Source organism: Burkholderiales bacterium, from assembly GCA_035560005.1.
Classification (GTDB): domain Bacteria; phylum Pseudomonadota; class Gammaproteobacteria; order Burkholderiales; family Eutrophovitaceae; genus DASRFY01.
The window spans coordinates 20,886-38,262 of the sequence record DATMAN010000029.1 but is presented as its reverse complement, the minus strand read 5'-3'; the positions used below and the strand labels follow the sequence as shown (position 1 = coordinate 38,262).

Below are 17,377 nucleotides of genomic sequence, written 5' to 3'. Positions count from 1 at the left end.
CAGGCGGCTTCATGAACCGGACCACGCGCACCGATCAGATTCTCGGGTTCGGCATCCTGTTCGTTCTGATCGCGGGCTGCTTCCTGGTCCTGCGCCCGTTTCTGACCGACCTGCTGTGGGCGGCGGTGCTGGCGTTTTCGAGCTGGCCGGTGTACACCCGCCTGCGCGACCGGCTGGGCGGGCGCCGCAACCTCGCTGCGCTGTTGGTGACCGCGGCGATGGTGCTCGTCGTGGTGGGGCCGTTCGCAATCGCAGCCAACGCGATCGCGCAAAACGCCGACCGACTGGTGCAGGTGGCACACCGCTTCTTCGAGAGCGCACTCTCCGGACCGCCCGAGTGGCTGGCGCGCCTGCCGCTGATCGGTACACCCCTGGCCGACTATTGGCGCGGTCTGACCGAAGGCGGCGCCGCCGGCCTGCGCGAACTGACGCCGCTGGCACGCTCGGCGCTGCTCGCCGCAGGACAGGCCATGGGTGCAGGGCTGTTGCATCTGGGGCTGAGCGTGTTCCTGACCTTCTTTCTGCTGCGCAACGGCGAGGCGGCGCTCGCACGCCTCATGGCGGTGATGGAGCGCCTGGCCGGCGCGCGCGCCCGGCGCCTCATCGAGGTCGCGGGTGCGACGGTCTCCAGCGTCGTGTACGGGATCCTGGGCACGGCGCTCGCGCAGGGTCTGCTCGCGGGGATCGGATTCGGGATCGCCGGCGTGCCGGCGGCGGCGCTGCTCGGGCTGGCGACGTTCTTCCTGTCGATCGTTCCGGTGGGGCCGCCGCTCGTCTGGATGCCGGCAGGGATCTGGCTCTACGTGCAGGGCTCGCCCGCCTGGGCGGTCTTCGTGCTGGTCTGGGGACTGGTTGTGGTCAGCGGCGTGGACAACGTGCTCAAGCCGATGTTGATCAGTCGCGGGAGCCACCTGCCGTTCGTCATGGTCTTTCTCGGCGTGCTGGGCGGTGCGATTGCGTTCGGATTCATCGGCGTCTTTCTCGGGCCGACGCTGCTCGCGGTCGGCTACCGCCTGCTGATCGAGTGGACCGGGGGCACGCGCGAAACCTCGCTCGCTGAAGGCAAGCCGGATCGGCCGTGAGCCGCGATCGGTTGCGACGAGCCATCGTTTGTTGCGCCCGGCGAGCGCCCGTTAAACTTCGCTGATGCTTTCTTTCCGATGGCCGGCCCTGCTGCGGCGCACGCTGCTGCTCGCCTGCTTGTGGCTGCTGGCCGTTGTCTCGCAGGCGGCAAAGGCCGCGGAATCGTGCGCGATCGCTTCCGCGCATCCGCTGGCCACCAGAGCCGGCTGCGAAGTCCTGGACCGAGGCGGGACGGCATTCGACGCCGCGATCGCGCTGACGGCGGCGCTGGCCGTGGTCGAGCCGTTCGCCTCCGGTCTGGGCGGCGGCGGCTTCTATTTGCTGCATCGCGCAGACGACGGGTTCGAGACTTTCATCGACGCGCGCGAAACCGCGCCGGCCCGGGCCACGCGCGAGTTCTACGTCAACGAAGACGGATCTGCGCGGCAGCGACGATCGCTGGACGGAGCCACGGCCGCCGCGATTCCGGGCATACCGGCGGCCATCGACTGGCTGGCCGGTCGCTACGCCAGCCTGCCGCTTCAGGCAACGCTCGCCGCCGCGGTGCGGTTGGCGCGGGAAGGTTTTGCGGTGGACGCGCGCTACGCCTGGGCAGCGGGTTACCGCGAGGCGCTGCTCAAAGGCCGGCCCGATGCAGCGCACTTCCTCGATGGCGGCAAAGCCCCCACGGTCGGGTTCGTGCTGAAACAGCCGCAGCTCGCGGCGACGCTGGAGCGCCTCGCGCGCGAGGGCCGGGACGGGTTCTACAAGGGCGAGGTAGCCGAGCGCATGGTCGCGGCGGTGCGGTCCGCGGGGGGGCTGTGGACGCTGCAGGACCTGGCCGGGTATCGCGTGGTGGAGCGTGAACCGCTCAGGTTGAGTTTCCGCGGGATGCGCGTGATCACCGCGCCGCTGCCCTCGTCGGGCGGTCTGGTGCTGGCGCAAACGCTGCAGATCCTCGAATCGCTGCCACTGGAGACGCTGAGCGAGGTGCAGCGCGCGCACTTCGTGGTCGAGGCCTGGCGCCGCGGCTACAACGATCGCGCCCGCTTCATGGGCGATCCCGACTTCGTCCGGGTGCCGGTGGCGCGGCTCGCCTCGCGCGACTATGCCCGGCAGCGCGGCGCGAGCATCGATCCGGAGCGCGCCACGCCGAGCAGCGCGCTGCCCCCAATCGTCGAGCCCGCCGAAGAGGGCAACCACACCACGCATTTCTCGATCATGGACCGCCATGGCAACCGCGTGGCCGCCACGCTCTCGATCAACGCGCCGTTCGGTTCCGGCTTCGTGGCCGGCGACACCGGTGTGCTGCTCAACAATCACATGGACGACTTCACGCTCAGCCCGGTCGCGCCGAACCTGTACAAGCTGGTGGGAAACGAAGCCAACGCCATCGCGCCGGGCAAGCGTCCGCTGTCGTCGATGTCGCCGACCTTCGTCGAGGACGCGCGCGGGGTGCTGGTGTTCGGGACGCCCGGCGGCTCGCGCATCATCAGCATGGTCACGCTGGGGATTCTGGACTATGCGCTGAACCCGGCCTTCGATCTGGCGCGTATGCTCGCCCTGCCGCGTTACCATCACCAGTACTTGCCCGACCGCGTCGAGTTCGAACCGGGCGGCTTCCCGGCTGAGTGGGTGGCGGCGCTCAGAGCCAAGGGACACGCGGTCGAGGCGGGACGGCGCAAGTGGGGCAACATGCAGGCGGTCTACTTCGACAAGAGAAGCGGCGAAGCGCTGGCCGAAGGCGATCCGCGCGGCAAGGCCGGCGTGCTGTTCTGACCGTGCATCCGGGCGCGGTGAGAATCATCGGACGGGAGGCGCGATGGGCAATAGGCGGGATTTCCTGACGGGCGCCGGCGGCTGGCTCTTCGCCGGCGCGATCGGCGGCGTGACGCAGCGCCTGGCCCGGGGCGCGGACCTCGGGCCGGCGGTGCTGCCTCGCGGCACGCTGGAATCGAGCACGCTCGCGTCCCTGCCGGGCAAGGTGCCGCTGATCAAGAAGACGTGGCGTCCGCCGAACTTCGAGACGCCGGTGAGCTACTTCGAGCAGCTCTTCACGCCGAACGAAGCGTTTTTCGTGCGTTATCACCTCGCCGGCATCCCGCGGATCGAGGCCTCGACATGGCACCTCACGATCGCCGGTGAGGCGATTGCTCGCCCGTACCAGGTGACGCTGGCGCAGTTAAAGAGCGAGTTCGAGCGTGTGGAAGTCGCGGCGGTGTGCATGTGCTCCGGAAACCGGCGCGGCCTGTCCACACCGCACGTTCCAGGGGTGGAGTGGGGACACGGCGCGATCGGGAACGCGCGGTGGGCGGGTGTCCGCCTGAAGGACCTGCTGGCGCGGGCCGGCCTGAAGAAGGAAGCCGTCGAGATCGCCTTCGATGGCGCGGACTTCGCGGTGCATCCGGCAACGCCCGATTTCGTGAAGAGCCTGCCGCTGTGGAAGGCGCTGGACGAGCATACCTTGGTGGCCTACGAGATGAACGGCGAGCCGCTGCCGCACTGGAACGGATTTCCTGCGCGGCTGGTGGTCGCCGGCTGGACCGCGACCTACTGGATCAAGCATCTGACTGCCATCCGAGCCCTGAGCGCGCCTTTCGCCGGCTTCTGGATGAACCCGGCCTATCGCATCCCGAAGGGCCGGTTTCCGGTGGTCGACCGCTTCATCACCCAGGAGACGGAGACCACAACGCCGATTACGGAGATGGTGGTCAATTCGCTGATTACCGCGCCCGCGTCGGGCAGTGTGGTCACGGCCGGCCGGGAGATCGAGATCAGAGGGGTCGCATGGGATGGTGGTCATGGCATCGCCACGGTCGAAGTGTCGGCGGATGCGGGCGAGAGCTGGCAGCGGGCGGCACTGGCAGCCGAACATGGGCGCTTTTCCTGGCGTCAGTGGTCCTACCGGATGCGCCCGCAACGCCCGGGGCGCCAGATCGTGATGGCGAGAGCCTCGAATCGCGCCGGCACCACCCAGACCTTCGAGTTGATCTTCAATCCCGCCGGCTACCACAACAACGTGGTGCAGACCGTCGAACTGGTCGTCACCTGATCGCAGCGGGGAGCTATGGCGATGCGCTACTGGATTTTCATGCTGACGTTGTGCGGCGCGCACAGCGCCTGGGCGGACGAGCAGGCGTTGCGGCTCAAGGATGCGCCGGGCCGCGAGCTGGTCGAGGCGAACTGCATCATGTGCCACAGCCTCGACTACATCCAGATGAATTCACCGTTCCTGGATCGCAAGGGCTGGGAGGCTTCGGTGAACAAGATGATCAAGGCGATGGGCGCGCCGATCCGCGAGGAAGACGTGCCGCCGATCGTGGACTATCTGGTGAGCAACTACGGCAGGTAGTCGCGGGCGATAGAATAACCGCCCATGAAGACCACGTTTCTGGACTTCGAACAGCCGATCGCGGAGCTCGAGGCCAAGATCGAGGAGCTGCGTTTCGTGCAGGACGACTCCGCGGTCGACATTTCTGAGGAAATCGCGCGGCTGCAGAAGAAGAGCGCTGCGCTGACCAAGGAGATCTACGCCAAGCTTTCGGCGTGGCAGATCTCCCAGGTCGCGCGCCATCCGCAGCGGCCCTACACGCTCGATTACGTGCAGGGTCTGTTTACCGACTTCGAGGAATTGCACGGCGACCGCGCTTTTGCCGAAGACCCGTCGATCGTCGGCGGCCTCGCCCGCTTCGGCAACCAGTCGGTGGTGGTGATCGGCCACCAGAAAGGGCGCGACACCAAGGAGAAGCTGCACCGCAACTTCGGCATGCCCAAGCCCGAAGGCTATCGCAAGGCGCTGCGTCTGATGAAGCTCGCAGAAAGGTTCGGCCTGCCGGTACTGACTTTTGTCGACACGCCCGGCGCCTACCCGGGCGTGGGCGCGGAAGAGCGCGGCCAGTCCGAAGCGATCGGCCGCAACCTCTACGCGATGTCCGAGTTGCGGGTGCCGATCGTGGTCACGGTGATCGGCGAGGGTGGTTCGGGCGGGGCGCTCGCCATTGCGGTGGGCGACGCGACCCTGATGCTGCAGTACGCGATCTATTCGGTCATCTCGCCCGAGGGCTGCGCGTCGATCCTCTGGAAGAGCGCCGACAAGGCGCCGGAGGCCGCCGAGACCCTCGGCATCACGGCGCACCGGCTGAAGACGCTCGGGCTGATCGACCGCATCATCCCGGAACCACTCGGCGGGGCGCACCGCGACCCAGTCACCGTGATGCAGACCGTTCGCAAGGTGATTCAGGACGTGCTCTCCGAGCTTCAGGACAAACCGATCAATCAGCTGCTCGAAGAGCGTTTCGCGCGACTGATGGCCTACGGGAAGTTCAAGGAAGGGTCCGCCTGAGCCGGCGCCTGCGCCGTGCCCGATACCCCGCCTGACGCGGGGGTGTCTTGCCTGCAGCGGGTTGAAGAATCATGGCCAGCATTGCCGAGAGCGTCGGGCAGGTCCTCCAATCCCTGGGTCTTCGAGATCGCTCCGTGTGCGTAGCGCTCTCCGGCGGAGTCGACTCGGTGGTGCTGCTCGACGTGCTGCATCGCCTGGCCCCGGAGCTGCGCCTGACGCTCTCCGCGCTTCACGTCAATCACGGTTTGAGTCCGCACGCGGCCCGCTGGGAGGCGTTCAGCCGCGCCTTGTGCGAGCAGCGGTCGGTGGCGTTCTGCACGGTGAGCGTGGCGGTGCCTCGCAACGGGGGAGCGGGCCCGGAAGCGGCGGCGCGGCGCGCGCGCTATGCGGTCTTCGCGCGGGTACGCGCCGATTACCTGGCGCTGGGCCATCATCTGGACGATCAGGCGGAGACCTTGCTGCTGCAACTGCTGCGCGGTGCCGGCCCGAAAGGCTTGAGCGCGATGTCGGTCACGCGAGCGCTCCCGGCGGAACCGGGTTCGCCGCGGCCGCCAATCCTGCTGCGGCCGCTGCTCGGCATCACCCGCGAACGGATCCTCGCACACGCACGGCTGCGGGGTCTGTCCTGGGTGGAAGACGAGTCGAACCGCGATACCGTGCTCGATCGCAATTTTCTCCGGCATCGGCTGCTGCCACTCGTCGGCGAACGCTTTCCGGCGTGGCGCGAAACCCTTGCGCGGGCCGCTCGCAATCTCGCGGACGCGGCGGCGATCGCCGATGCGTTGGGCGAGATCGATCTTCGGTCGGCCGGGGACGCAGGCGGCGTGCGCGTCGAGGCGCTGAGGGGGCTTCCGATCGAGCGCGCACTGAACGTCCTGCGCGTGCTCTTCGCCAATCGCGGGCTGCCCCCGCCGCCGCGCGCGCGGCTGGAGGAGGCGCTGCGCCAGTGTCTGGACGCGGCTGCAGATGCGCGGGTGTGCGTGGCCTTCGGCGCCGTGGATGTGCGCCGGCATCGAGGTCGCGTGAGGCTGGTGGCCCGGCGCGCGGCCGGCAAGGACTGGTCGCACACGTGGCGCGGCGAGGACGCGATGGATCTGCCGGACGGGCTCGGCCGACTGCGCTTCGTGCGCACGACGGGCGAGGGCATCGCGCAGGCGCGTTGCGAACGACAGACGGTCACGGTACGGCTGCGGCGCGGAGGCGAGACGTTTCTTCCCGACCCGGGTCGTGTGCGCCGGGCACTGAAGAAACTTCTGCAGGAAGCCGGCGTGCCGGCGTGGGAGCGGGGCCGGCTGCCGCTGGTGTTCTGCGGCGAAGTGCTCGCCTGGGTGCCCGGGCTCGGCGTGGCAGCCGATCATCGGCCGGGGGCCGGCGAGCCCGGCGTGCGCATCGAGTGGGAAACGATGGCGGACGGCTGATAGACTCGCGGCCGGAGGAGCGCATGAGAATAATCGGACTTGTCATCGCCATCGCCTGGGCCGCGCTGGCGCCATTGGCGCACGCCGCGCCGGTCGTCATCAAGTTCAGCCACGTGGTTGCGCCCGATACCCCGAAGGGCAAGGCCGCGGAGCGCTTCCGTGAGCTGGCCGAGAAGTACACCGGGGGCGCGGTCAAGGTCGAGGTCTATCCCAACAGCCAGCTGTTCAAGGACCGCGAAGAGCTGGAGGCGCTGCAGCGGGGCGCGGTGCAGATGCTGGCGCCGTCGGTATCGAAGTTCGGGCCGCTCGGAGTGCGCGAGTTCGAGCTTTTCGACCTGCCTTACCTGTTCCCGGATCGGGCGACGGTCGATCGGGTGACCGATGGCGAGATCGGACGCAGGCTCTTCGCGCAGCTCGAGCCGCGCGGCATCAAGGGGCTCGCGTACTGGGACAACGGCTTCAAGCAGTTCTCGGCCAACCGGCCGCTGCGCACGCTGCGCGACTTCCGAGGACTGCGCCTGCGCATCCAGTCCTCGAAGGTGCTCGAAGCGATGGTCCGCGAGCTGGGCGCCTTGCCTCAGGTCATGGCGTTCTCCGAGGTCTACACCGCGCTTCAGCAAGGCGTAGTCGACGGGACCGAGAACCCCCTGTCCAACCTCTATACGCAGAAGATGCACGAGGTGCAGAAGCACCTGACGATCTCGGACCACGGCTACCTGGTCTATGCGGTGGTGACCAACAAGAAGTTCTGGGACGGGCTGCCCGCTGCGCTGCGCGCCCAGCTCGAAAAGGCGCTCGCGGAAGCCACACGCTACGAGCGCGAGATCGCGGAGAAGGAAAACGAGGCGGCGCTGGCGGCGGTGCGCGCTTCCGGCAAGACCGAGATCTACGTTCTGCCCGAAGACGAGCGCTCGCGCTGGCGCCAGGCGCTCATGCCGGTGCACCGCAGGTTCGAAGCGGTGGTCGGGGCCGACAATCTGAGGGCCGTGTACGCGATAGCGGCCGAATCGCTGGCGGCGCGCGCCGGCAAGAACAAGAAGAAGTAGGCCGCCGCTGTTGATTTCCCGGCTGAACCGCTTTCTCGATCACCTCGAAGAGTGGCTGATCGCCGGGCTGATGGCGGCGGCCACTCTGGTCATTTTCGCCTCGATCCTGCATCGCGAAGCGCTGCGCGTGGAGGCGCTCTGGGCTTACGCGCGCCAGATTCACTTCTCCTGGGCGCAGGAGCTGTGCATCTACCTGTTCATCTGGATGGCGAAGTTCGGCGCGGCGTACGGCGTGCGCACCGGCATCCACATCGGCGTCGATGTGCTGGTGGAAAACGTCGGGCCGAGCGCGCGGCGCGCGCTGGTCACTGTCGCGCTCGGGCTCGGCGCGTTTTTCACCGCGGTCATCGCCGTGGTGGGCGTGCGCTGGGTGCTGTTCATTCGCGACACCGGGCAGGTGTCGCCCGACCTCGAATGGCCGATGTGGATCGTCTACCTCTGCATCCCGCTGGGTTCGGCCCTGATGTGCTACCGCTTCGTGCAGGTGATGACCCGTTACCTGCGCACCGGGGAATTGCCCCGCCATGCGCCCGAGGCCGTCGGGGAATCTCGCGCATGACCGCGGTGACCATCATCGCCATCCTGATCGTGCTGCTTCTCACCGGCACGCCGATTTCGATCGCGCTCGGCATGACCGTGCTGACCTTCCTGGTGCTGTTTTCCTCCTTTTCGCTGGAAACGGTGGACGTGATTTCGCAGCGCCTGTTCACCGGGCTGGAGAGTTTCGCGATCATGGCGGTACCCTTCTTCATCCTCTCCGGCGCGTTTCTGACCGAGGGCGGCGCGGCGGCACGCATCATCCGCTTTGCCCAGGCGCTGGTGGGCTGGATGCCGGGCGGGCTGGCGATGGCGGCCGTGCTGGCCTGCGCCTTCTTTGCCACCATATCCGGGTCGAGCCCGGCGACGGTGGCCGCGATCGGGTCGGTGATGCTGCCGGCGATGCTGAAGTACGGCTATCCGAAGCGCTTCGCGGTGGGCGTGATCGCCACTTCCGGATCGCTCGGCATCCTCATTCCGCCCTCCATCGTGATGATCATCTATGCGGTCAGCACCTCGGAGAGCGCGGGCAAGCTGTTCGTCGCCGGCATCGTCCCCGGCGCGCTGCTCGCGGCGCTGCTCATGGCAGTGACGTATCTGACCGCCCGGCGCCGCGGGTTCCCGACGCTGCCGCGCGCCGGCGCGAGGGAAGTATGGGTGTCCTTCAAGGGTGCGTTCTGGGGCCTGCTGCTGGTTGTGATCGTCATGGGCGGGATCTACGGCGGGGTGTTCACGCCCACCGAAGCGGCCGCGGTGAGCGCGGTCTACGCCTTCGTGGTCGCGGTCTGGATCGACCGCGGCCTGCGCCTGCGCGAAGTGCCCAAGGTACTGCTTTCGGCAGCGAATACCAGCGCGATGCTGCTCTACATCATCACCAACGCCGTGCTCTTTTCGTTTCTGTTGACCTCGGAACAGATTCCGCAGGCGCTGTCGGAGTGGGTCGTGGCGCAGGAGCTCTCGCCCTGGATGTTCCTGCTGGCGATCAACGTGACGCTCCTGCTGGCCGGACAGTTCATGGAACCCAGCTCGATCATACTGATCCTGGCGCCGTTGCTGGTACCGATCGCAAAATCGCTGGGCATCGATCCGATTCACCTCGGCGTGATCATGACCGTCAACATGGAGATCGGCATGCTGCACCCACCGGTGGGGTTGAACCTCTTTGTGGCCAGCCATCTGGCGCGCATGGGCCTGACCGAGGTGTCCATCGCCTGCCTGCCCTGGCTCGGGGTCATGTTGCTCTACCTGTTGCTGATCACCTACGTACCCGCCATTTCGCTGTGGTTGCCCAACTTGCTCTACGGGTCTTAGGGACGATTCTTGCGCGGCGCCGTTCCTTTTCCCGAGGCAAAGTGCTATCCTTATGAAATTTCACAAAAAACCCACATTAAAACCGGAGCTTTATTGATGGCAGTCGAGCGCACCCTTTCCATCATCAAACCGGACGCCGTAGCCAAGAACGTGATCGGACAGATCTACAGCCGATTCGAAAAGGCGGGCCTGAAGATCGTCGCGGCGACCATGGCGCGGCTCTCGGAAGCCGAAGCGGCCGGTTTCTACGCGGTTCACAAGGACCGTCCGTTCTTTCGCGATCTGGTGCAGTTCATGACCTCGGGTCCGGTCATGATCCAGGTGCTGCAGGGCGAGAATGCGATCCAGGTCAATCGCGAGTTGATGGGCGCCACCGACCCGAAGAAGGCCGCCAGGGGCACGATCCGGGCGGATTTCGCCGAGTCGATCGATGCCAACGCCGTTCACGGCTCGGATTCGCCGGAGTCGGCGGCCTTCGAGATCGCCTACTTCTTTCCCTCGATGCACATCTATCCCCGCTGATGTCCGTCAATCTGCTCGGTCTCGACGCGACGGCGCTGGCCGATTTCTTCACCGAGATCGGCGAGAAACCGTTCCGCGCGCGGCAGCTGCTGCGCTGGCTGCATCAGGTGCGCGAGTGCGACTTCGACCGCATGACCGATCTGTCGAAGTCACTGCGCGCCACCCTGAAGGCGCGGGCGAGCGTGGCCCTTCCCGAACTGCTCGCCGAGTCGAACGCCGCGGACGGCACGCGCAAGTGGCTGCTGTCGGTGGGCGGCGGCAATGCGATCGAGACGGTGTTCATTCCCGAGGAAAACCGCGGGACGCTGTGCGTGTCGTCCCAGGTGGGCTGCGCGCTCGCGTGCGCGTTCTGCTCGACCGGCAGGCAGGGATTCAACCGCAACCTGAGCACCGCCGAGATCGTGGGCCAGCTGTGGTGGGCGACCAGGGCACTGGCCGAGGCGCCGCACGACGCGCGACTGGGGTCGCTCGCCCCGGGGGAGCGTCCGGTCAGCAACGTGGTACTGATGGGAATGGGCGAGCCTCTGGCCAATTTCGACAACGTCGTGCGCGCGTTGCGGATCATGCTCGACGATCACGCCTATGGCTTTTCACGGCGCCGGGTGACCCTCTCCACGGCGGGGCTGGTGCCCGCGATCGAGCGGTTGCGCGAGCAGTGTCCGGTGGCGCTGGCGGTGTCGCTGCATGCGCCCAACGATGCGCTGCGCGATGTCCTGGTGCCCATCAACAGAAAATATCCGTTGCGGGAGCTGCTGGCGGCGTGCCGTCGTTACGTAGAGGCTGCGGCGTCGCAGCCGGCTGCGGCGGAACCGAAGTGGCGGCGCGCGGGCGCTCCGCGTGATTTCGTGACGTTCGAGTATGTGATGCTCGACGGTGTCAACGACTCCCTCGCAGCCGCGCGGGAGCTGGTTTCGATCGCGGCCGAGGTGCCCTGCAAGTTCAACCTGATTCCATTCAATCCGTTTCCGGATTCGGGATTTGCCCGTTCGCCGGCCGAACGCGTGCGCGCGTTCCAGGAAGTGCTGCTCGCCGCGGGCCTGATCGCCACCGTGCGCAGGACGCGCGGCGAAGACATCGACGGCGCCTGTGGTCAGCTGGCCGGACGCGTTCAGGATCGCACGCGGCGCAACGCGCGGCGCGCGGCGGAGGCGTCGACATGAGGTGGGCGCCGGCGCTGGCCGCCTGCTTGCTGGTCGCAGCCTGCGCGCAGGGTCCGCGAGCCTCTGACCGCCAGGCTACGCAGCGCGAGACCCTTCAGCGGGCGCAGATTCATACCGAGCTGGCGGCGGCCTATTATCAAACGGGTCAATACGCGGTGTCGCTCGAGGAGATCGAAAAGGCGCTTTCCGCGGATCCGGAGTTCGTGCCGGCGCTCAACCAGCTCGGACTGGTCTATCTGGCGCTGGGCAAGGAAAGGGAGGCTCAGGCCCAGTTCCAGAAGGCGCTCAGGCTCGATCCCAACGACTCGGCGCTGAACAACAACTACGGGATGCTGCTGTGCCGCCGCGGGCGCGATCGGGAAGCGATGCGTTACTTCGAGAAGGCGCTGTCCAACCCGCTCTACCAGACTCCGGAAGTGGCGTACGTCAACGCCGGCTTGTGCGCGCGCAGTCAAGGGGACCTGGCGCGTGCGGAGGAGTTCATGCGCAAGGCGCGCGCGCTCGCCCCGGATCAGCCGCAGGCGCTCTTCGTGCTCGCCGACATCAACTTGGGCAGAGGCAACGCGCGCGAGGCGCGCGAGCTCATCATGCGACACCTGCGGGTGGTCAATCCCGGTCCCGACAGCCTCTGGCTTGCGGCGCGCATCGAGCACAGGCTCGGTGACCAGAACGCGCTGGCGGCTTACGGGGCGCAACTGAACCGGCGCTTCCCCGACGCTTTGCAGACCCGCCTGTTCAACGAGGGCAAGTTCGAGTGAGCGAGGCAGCCGAGTCCACAAACCCGCAAGGCCCGGGCGCGGTGCTGCACGAGGAGCGGCGGCGCCAGAATCTGAGCTTGGGCGACGTTTCCCGCCAGATCAAGCTCTCCGTGCGCCAGGTGGAAGCGCTGGAACGCGACGACTTCGGCCAGTTCGGAGGTCAGGTTTTCGTGCACGGCTTCGTGCGCAACTACGCGAAGCTGCTCGGACTGGACCCCGACCCGTTGCTGCGCGCGGTGGACGAGCGGCTGGCGGTCGTGGCACCGGCCGAGGTCCATGCGGGGGAGACGCCGGTGATCCGGCCGCGCCCGGCGCGCAAAAGCACTTTGGGAGTCATCGCCGTCTTGCTGGTATTGGGCGTGGTGCTCGGTGTGCTCGGCCTGAACGAGCGCAGGTCGCTGTCAACCGCACCGCCCGAGTCCAAGGGCCGCGAGTCGGGCGAGCCGCTCGCGGCGCCGGCCGGCGAGAGTGCTCCGCCGGGCCAGGCGATCCTCTCCGCGCCGGCGCCAGCAGTCACGGCCGAGCCGGTAAAGATCGGCGTCGTGCGCATGGTGTTCGAGGAGGAATCCTGGGTCGAGATCAAGGACCGCTCGGGCAACACGATCTTCGGGCAGCTCAATCCGGCCGGCAGCCAGCGGCGCGCCAGCGGAGAAGCGCCGCTCACCATCGTGGTGGGCAATGCCGCCGGAGTGCGCCTGACCTACAACGATCGCGAGATCGATCTGGCGCCACACACCCGCGTGGACGTGGCGCGCCTGACGCTCGAATGAACCCATCCGCGGGAGCCGGCGGACAGCGCATGGCCGCGCGCCGTCAGACGCTTCAAGTACGGGTCGGCCCGGTGGCGATCGGCGGCGGTGCGCCGATCGTGGTGCAGTCGATGACCAACACCGACACGGCCGATGTCGAGGCGACCGCACGGCAGGTAGTCGCGCTGGCGCGAGCCGGCTCCGAGCTGGTCCGGATCACCGTCAACAGCGCAGAGGCGGCCGCCGCCGTGCCGGCGATCCGCAACCGGCTCGATCAGCTGGGCTTGAGCGTGCCTCTGGTGGGCGATTTCCACTTCAACGGGCATCGGCTGCTCACGCAGTACCCGGATTGCGCTGCCGTGCTCGACAAGTACCGGATCAACCCGGGCAATGTCGGCAAGGGGTCGCGCCGCGACCAGCAGTTCGCCACGATGATCGAGGCAGCCTGCCGCTACGGCAAGCCGGTGCGCATCGGCGTGAACTGGGGAAGCCTCGACCAGGAGCTGCTCGCCAGCATGATGGATGCGAACGCCGCACGCTCCGATCCCCTCGATTCTGGCGAGGTCTTGCGCGAGGCGCTGATCGTTTCCGCGCTGGACAGCGCCAAGCGCGCTATCGACCTCGGGCTGCCGCGCGAGCGCATCGTGCTGTCGTGCAAGGTGAGCGGCGTGCAGGATCTGATCACCGTGTATCGCCGCCTTGCGGCGCGCAGCGACTTTCCTTTGCATCTTGGCCTGACCGAAGCCGGCATGGGTTCCAAGGGCATCGTCGCCTCGACTGCGGCCCTGGCGATCCTGCTGCAGGAAGGCATCGGGGACACGATCCGGGTGTCTCTGACGCCGGAACCCGGCGGCGACCGCACCAGGGAAGTGGTGGTCGCGCAGGAGATCCTCCAGAGCCTGGGGTTGCGATCCTTTACGCCGATGGTGACCGCCTGTCCCGGCTGCGGGCGCACCTCGAGCACATTTTTCCAGGAGCTGGCCGATCGCATCCAGAGTTTTCTGCGCGATCAGATGCCGGCATGGCGAGCACGCTATCCGGGCGTGGAGGACATGCGCGTGGCGGTCATGGGCTGCGTCGTGAACGGTCCCGGCGAGAGCAAGCACGCCAACGTCGGCATCAGCCTGCCTGGATCGGGCGAGACGCCGGTCGCGCCGGTGTACGTGGACGGCGTCAAGACCGTCACCCTCAAAGGCGAGAACATCGCCGAGCAGTTTCAGCAGATCGTCGAAGCGTACGTCAGAACGCGCTACGGGGTGCGGTCGGAGGCAGCGACCGGCACGCCGCCCGGCGGCGACCGCCCCACGGCCTTGCAGTAGCCGGAAGAGCGCGTGCGGCAGCCTTCATGACTCAGCCCATTCAGGCCGTGCGCGGGATGAACGACATCCTGCCGGCCGAATCCGCCACCTGGGAGTTTTTCGAGGACACGCTGCGCGACTGGCTCGCGGCCTATGGCTACCGCAACATCCGGATGCCGATCCTGGAGAAGACCGAGCTGTTCGTGCGCTCGATCGGCGAGACCACCGACATCGTCGAGAAGGAAATGTACACTTTCATCGACCAGCTGAATGGCGAGAGCCTGACACTGCGTCCCGAGGGAACCGCTTCCTGTGTGCGCGCGGCGATCCAGCACAATCTGCTCTACGCGGGCCCGCAGCGCCTGTACTACAGCGGCCCGATGTTTCGCCATGAGCGCCCGCAGAAAGGCCGCTACCGCCAGTTCCATCAGTTCGGCGTCGAAGCACTCGGCTTCTCCGGACCGGACGTCGACGCCGAGCACATGGTGATGGGCGAACGCCTGTGGAAGCGTCTGGGCCTGAGCGACGTCCGGCTCAGGATCAATACCCTGGGAAGCAGCGCTTCCCGCCACCGCTACCGCGCCCGCCTGGTGAAGTATCTCAGGAGCCGTTTCGACGAGCTGGACGAAGACTCCAGGCGGCGCCTGGAGCACAATCCGCTGCGCGTGCTCGACAGCAAGAATCCGGCGATGCAGCCGGTCGTCGCTGGGGCGCCGCGCCTGTTGGACGATCTCGACGAGGAATCGCTGAAATCCTTCGAGTCCCTGCAGCGCCTGCTGCGCGAGGCCGGCGTGGACTTCGAGATCGATTCGCGCCTGGTGCGCGGTCTGGACTACTACAACGATGCGGTCTACGAGTGGGTCACTGACCGGCTGGGCGCGCAGGGAACGGTGTGCGCCGGCGGGCGTTACGACGGGCTGTTCGAGCAGATCGGCGGCAAGCCGGCGCCGGCTTGCGGCTTCGCGCTGGGGGTGGAGCGCCTGCTCGCGCTGCTCGCCGAGAGCGGATTCTGCGCGCCGGCCCGCCTGGCGGACATCTACCTGGTCCACGCGGGCGAGGCAGCCGGCCGCTTCGGCTGGCTGGTCGCGGAACGCCTGCGCGATGCCGGGCTCAAAGTGATTTTTCACTGCGGGGGCGGCAGCTTGAAGTCGCAGATGAAACGCGCCGACGCGAGCGGCGCGCGCTTTGCGGCGATCATCGGCGACGAGGAGGCCGCCCGCGAGATGGTATCGGTCAAGCCGCTGCGCGTGCTCGGCGCGCAGGTGCAGGTGAAAGTCGAGGAAGTCGCGGCGCTGCTGCGCGCTGCGGGTTAGCAACGCCGAGGATTCGAGACACGACATGTACGATCTGGAAGAACAGGAACAGATTGACGCGCTGAAGCGCTTCTGGAGGGAATACGGCCGGTTGATCATTGCAGCCGCGCTTGCTTTCGCGGTCTCGGTGGCCGGCATCCACGGCTGGCAGTACTACAACCGCAGCCAGGCGCAAGCGGCCTCGGTGCTCTTCTCCAGGCTGGAGGAGGCGCAGCGCAGGAACGACCTGAGCGAGATCCGCAAGGTCGGGGCGCAACTGCTCGAGGAGTATGCGCGCACGGCCTACGGTCCGATGGCGGCACTCATCCTGGCGAAAGTCAACTACGAGCACGGCGAGCGGCAGGCCGCGGCTGCGCAACTGCAGTGGGCGATCGACCGCGCCCGGGACGGCAACACGGCGGCGCTGGCGCGTCTGCGGCTCGCGGGCATCCGGCTCGACGAAAAAAAGTACGAGGATGCGCTGAAGCTGCTCGACGCCAAGGTGAGCGCGCCCTTCGTTGCGCTCTACGCTGATTTGCGCGGCGACGTGCTGCGCGCGCAAGGCAAGACGGCCGAGGCACGGGCCCAGTACCGGCAGGCCCTGGAAAAAATGGAAGGCGACAGCCCGTGGCGCAATCTGGTGCAAGTGAAGCTGGACGCGCTCGGCCCCGGCCTGTGAGGCGCTCAGGCCCCGGCGCGCGCGCCGCGTTGGCCGCAGCGCTCACCGCTGTGGTCCTGCTCGCCTGTGCGTCGAGCGGGCCGAAGCCCGCCGAACTCGTGGAGTTCACGCCAAAGGCGAGAACGAAGGTGGTCTGGCGCGCGGCTGTGGGAAAGGCGCAGCGCCATCTGTTTCGCCCTGCGGTGCTCGACGGTGCGGTCTACGCTGCCGGGGCCACGGGGGAGCTGGCCAGGTTCGAGGTCGAGACCGGGCGGCAGGTCTGGCGCGTGAACACCGGTGCGCGTCTGTCGGGCGGCGTGGGACTGGGCGCTGGCCAGATCCTGGTCGGCTCGGCAAAAGGCGTGGTGCTGGCCTATGACCCGGACGGCAAGCTGCTCTGGCGCTCGAAGGTGTCGAGCGAGGTGCTGAGCGCGCCGGCCGGCAACTCCAATGTGGTGATCGTGCGCAGCGGCGACAGCAAGGTATTCGGGTTGAATGCGCGCGATGGAGCGCGCCTCTGGGAATACCAGGCTGCCGCACCCCCGCTGACCCTGCGCGCCGCACCGGGAATCGTGCTGGTCGGCGAAAACGCCGTGGTCGCGGGATTTCCCGGCGGCAAGCTGCTGGTGCTCAGTGCGCAGACCGGCGCCGTGCTCTGGGAGACCGCCGTGGCCACGCCGCGCGGGGACAACGAACTGGAGCGCATCGCCGATATCGCCGGCGCGCCGCTCGTGGAATCGGACCGCATCTGCGCGGTGACCTATCAGGGGCGCGTGGGGTGCTACGACACGGAGCGCGGCAGGCAGCTGTGGGTGCGCCCCGCTTCCAGCGCCGGCACGCTCGGTGCCGCGGGGACCGTGCTCTATTACACCGAAGAGGACGGCGCGGTGGTGGCGCTGGACAAAACCAGCGGGACGAGCGTGTGGAAACAGGACAAGCTGCACGCGCGCAAGGTCTCCTCACCGCTCCCCTTCGATTCCTACGTCGTGGTTGGCGACTACAAGGGTTACGTGCATTTCCTTTCGCGGGAGGACGGCTCGTTCGCCGCGCGCATCGCCACGGACGGCACCGCGATTGTCGCCCAGCCGGTCGCGATCGAGGGCAAGGTCCTGGTACAAACGGCCGCTGGCGGGCTGTTCGCGATCAGCGTGAAAAGCAAGGACGAAGGCGCAAGGAGAAAGGATCAGAGATGAGAGCGGCCTTGCGGCCGCCCGGCCCGTTCGT

At 67.5% G+C, this 17,377-nt stretch carries 17 protein-coding genes; all 17 read left to right on the top strand.

Annotation, left to right across the window (positions count from 1 at the left end; genetic code table 11):
- Window positions 1-11: 11 nt before the first annotated feature.
- Window positions 12-1,082, top strand: coding sequence for an AI-2E family transporter (locus VNM24_03515; protein ID HWQ37667.1), 1,071 nt, complete (start codon window positions 12-14; stop codon window positions 1,080-1,082).
- Window positions 1,083-1,146: 64 nt separating this feature from the next.
- The gene (gene ggt / locus VNM24_03510) at window positions 1,147-2,841 is read left to right on the top strand and encodes a gamma-glutamyltransferase (GenBank protein ID HWQ37666.1); all 1,695 of its coding nucleotides are present in this window, start codon (window positions 1,147-1,149) and stop codon (window positions 2,839-2,841) included.
- Between the two features lie 43 nt (window positions 2,842-2,884).
- Window positions 2,885-4,114: a molybdopterin-dependent oxidoreductase gene (locus VNM24_03505; GenBank protein HWQ37665.1), complete on the top strand. Its 1,230-nt coding sequence runs from the start codon at window positions 2,885-2,887 to the stop codon at window positions 4,112-4,114.
- A gap of 21 nt (window positions 4,115-4,135) precedes the next feature.
- Entirely contained in the window at window positions 4,136-4,414 is a 279-nt protein-coding gene (locus tag VNM24_03500; GenBank protein ID HWQ37664.1) for a cytochrome c, read from the top strand.
- A 24-nt stretch (window positions 4,415-4,438) separates the two neighbouring features.
- Window positions 4,439-5,404, top strand: a complete 966-nt coding sequence (locus VNM24_03495; protein HWQ37663.1) for an acetyl-CoA carboxylase carboxyltransferase subunit alpha — start codon at window positions 4,439-4,441, stop codon at window positions 5,402-5,404.
- Window positions 5,405-5,475: 71 nt separating this feature from the next.
- Window positions 5,476-6,822 carry a tRNA lysidine(34) synthetase TilS gene (gene tilS / locus VNM24_03490; GenBank protein HWQ37662.1) on the top strand — a complete coding sequence of 449 codons (1,347 nt, stop codon included), beginning with the start codon at window positions 5,476-5,478 and terminating at the stop codon, window positions 6,820-6,822.
- A 23-nt stretch (window positions 6,823-6,845) separates the two neighbouring features.
- Window positions 6,846-7,868: a TRAP transporter substrate-binding protein gene (locus VNM24_03485; protein HWQ37661.1), complete on the top strand. Its 1,023-nt coding sequence runs from the start codon at window positions 6,846-6,848 to the stop codon at window positions 7,866-7,868.
- A gap of 10 nt (window positions 7,869-7,878) precedes the next feature.
- Window positions 7,879-8,427, top strand: a complete 549-nt coding sequence (locus tag VNM24_03480; GenBank protein ID HWQ37660.1) for a TRAP transporter small permease — start codon at window positions 7,879-7,881, stop codon at window positions 8,425-8,427.
- On the top strand, window positions 8,424-9,716 hold the full coding sequence (locus VNM24_03475; GenBank protein ID HWQ37659.1) for a TRAP transporter large permease subunit: 1,293 nt from the start codon (window positions 8,424-8,426) through the stop codon (window positions 9,714-9,716). The genes VNM24_03480 and VNM24_03475 overlap by 4 nt, the downstream gene beginning before the upstream one ends.
- Before the next feature lie 96 nt (window positions 9,717-9,812).
- Entirely contained in the window at window positions 9,813-10,238 is a 426-nt protein-coding gene (gene ndk / locus VNM24_03470) for a nucleoside-diphosphate kinase (protein HWQ37658.1), read from the top strand.
- Entirely contained in the window at window positions 10,238-11,398 is a 1,161-nt protein-coding gene (rlmN, locus tag VNM24_03465; GenBank protein ID HWQ37657.1) for a 23S rRNA (adenine(2503)-C(2))-methyltransferase RlmN, read from the top strand. Before ndk ends, rlmN begins: the two co-directional genes overlap by 1 nt.
- Window positions 11,395-12,156: a type IV pilus biogenesis/stability protein PilW gene (gene pilW, locus VNM24_03460; GenBank protein ID HWQ37656.1), complete on the top strand. Its 762-nt coding sequence runs from the start codon at window positions 11,395-11,397 to the stop codon at window positions 12,154-12,156. The genes rlmN and pilW overlap by 4 nt, the downstream gene beginning before the upstream one ends.
- Window positions 12,153-12,926, top strand: coding sequence for a helix-turn-helix domain-containing protein (locus VNM24_03455; GenBank protein HWQ37655.1), 774 nt, complete (start codon window positions 12,153-12,155; stop codon window positions 12,924-12,926). The genes pilW and VNM24_03455 overlap by 4 nt, the downstream gene beginning before the upstream one ends.
- Before the next feature lie 29 nt (window positions 12,927-12,955).
- Entirely contained in the window at window positions 12,956-14,224 is a 1,269-nt protein-coding gene (gene ispG / locus VNM24_03450; protein HWQ37654.1) for a flavodoxin-dependent (E)-4-hydroxy-3-methylbut-2-enyl-diphosphate synthase, read from the top strand.
- A 26-nt stretch (window positions 14,225-14,250) separates the two neighbouring features.
- On the top strand, window positions 14,251-15,516 hold the full coding sequence (gene hisS, locus VNM24_03445; protein ID HWQ37653.1) for a histidine--tRNA ligase: 1,266 nt from the start codon (window positions 14,251-14,253) through the stop codon (window positions 15,514-15,516).
- Between the two features lie 25 nt (window positions 15,517-15,541).
- Entirely contained in the window at window positions 15,542-16,174 is a 633-nt protein-coding gene (locus VNM24_03440) for a tetratricopeptide repeat protein (GenBank protein HWQ37652.1), read from the top strand.
- Entirely contained in the window at window positions 16,171-17,346 is a 1,176-nt protein-coding gene (gene bamB / locus VNM24_03435) for an outer membrane protein assembly factor BamB (GenBank protein ID HWQ37651.1), read from the top strand. Before VNM24_03440 ends, bamB begins: the two co-directional genes overlap by 4 nt.
- The last annotated feature ends 31 nt before the right edge of the window (window positions 17,347-17,377 follow it).

Bases quoted from the DNA above. Each gene is read 5' to 3' on its own strand.
- VNM24_03515 (HWQ37667.1), top strand. From the start codon at position 12: ATGAACCGGACCACGCGCACCGATCAGATTCTCGGGTTCGGCATCCTG.
- ggt (HWQ37666.1), top strand. From the start codon at position 1,147: ATGCTTTCTTTCCGATGGCCGGCCCTGCTGCGGCGCACGCTGCTGCTC.
- VNM24_03505 (HWQ37665.1), top strand. From the start codon at position 2,885: ATGGGCAATAGGCGGGATTTCCTGACGGGCGCCGGCGGCTGGCTCTTC.
- VNM24_03500 (HWQ37664.1), top strand. From the start codon at position 4,136: ATGCGCTACTGGATTTTCATGCTGACGTTGTGCGGCGCGCACAGCGCC.
- VNM24_03495 (HWQ37663.1), top strand. From the start codon at position 4,439: ATGAAGACCACGTTTCTGGACTTCGAACAGCCGATCGCGGAGCTCGAG.
- tilS (HWQ37662.1), top strand. From the start codon at position 5,476: ATGGCCAGCATTGCCGAGAGCGTCGGGCAGGTCCTCCAATCCCTGGGT.
- VNM24_03485 (HWQ37661.1), top strand. From the start codon at position 6,846: ATGAGAATAATCGGACTTGTCATCGCCATCGCCTGGGCCGCGCTGGCG.
- VNM24_03475 (HWQ37659.1), top strand. From the start codon at position 8,424: ATGACCGCGGTGACCATCATCGCCATCCTGATCGTGCTGCTTCTCACC.
- ndk (HWQ37658.1), top strand. From the start codon at position 9,813: ATGGCAGTCGAGCGCACCCTTTCCATCATCAAACCGGACGCCGTAGCC.
- rlmN (HWQ37657.1), top strand. From the start codon at position 10,238: ATGTCCGTCAATCTGCTCGGTCTCGACGCGACGGCGCTGGCCGATTTC.
- pilW (HWQ37656.1), top strand. From the start codon at position 11,395: ATGAGGTGGGCGCCGGCGCTGGCCGCCTGCTTGCTGGTCGCAGCCTGC.
- ispG (HWQ37654.1), top strand. From the start codon at position 12,956: ATGGCCGCGCGCCGTCAGACGCTTCAAGTACGGGTCGGCCCGGTGGCG.
- hisS (HWQ37653.1), top strand. From the start codon at position 14,251: ATGACTCAGCCCATTCAGGCCGTGCGCGGGATGAACGACATCCTGCCG.
- VNM24_03440 (HWQ37652.1), top strand. From the start codon at position 15,542: ATGTACGATCTGGAAGAACAGGAACAGATTGACGCGCTGAAGCGCTTC.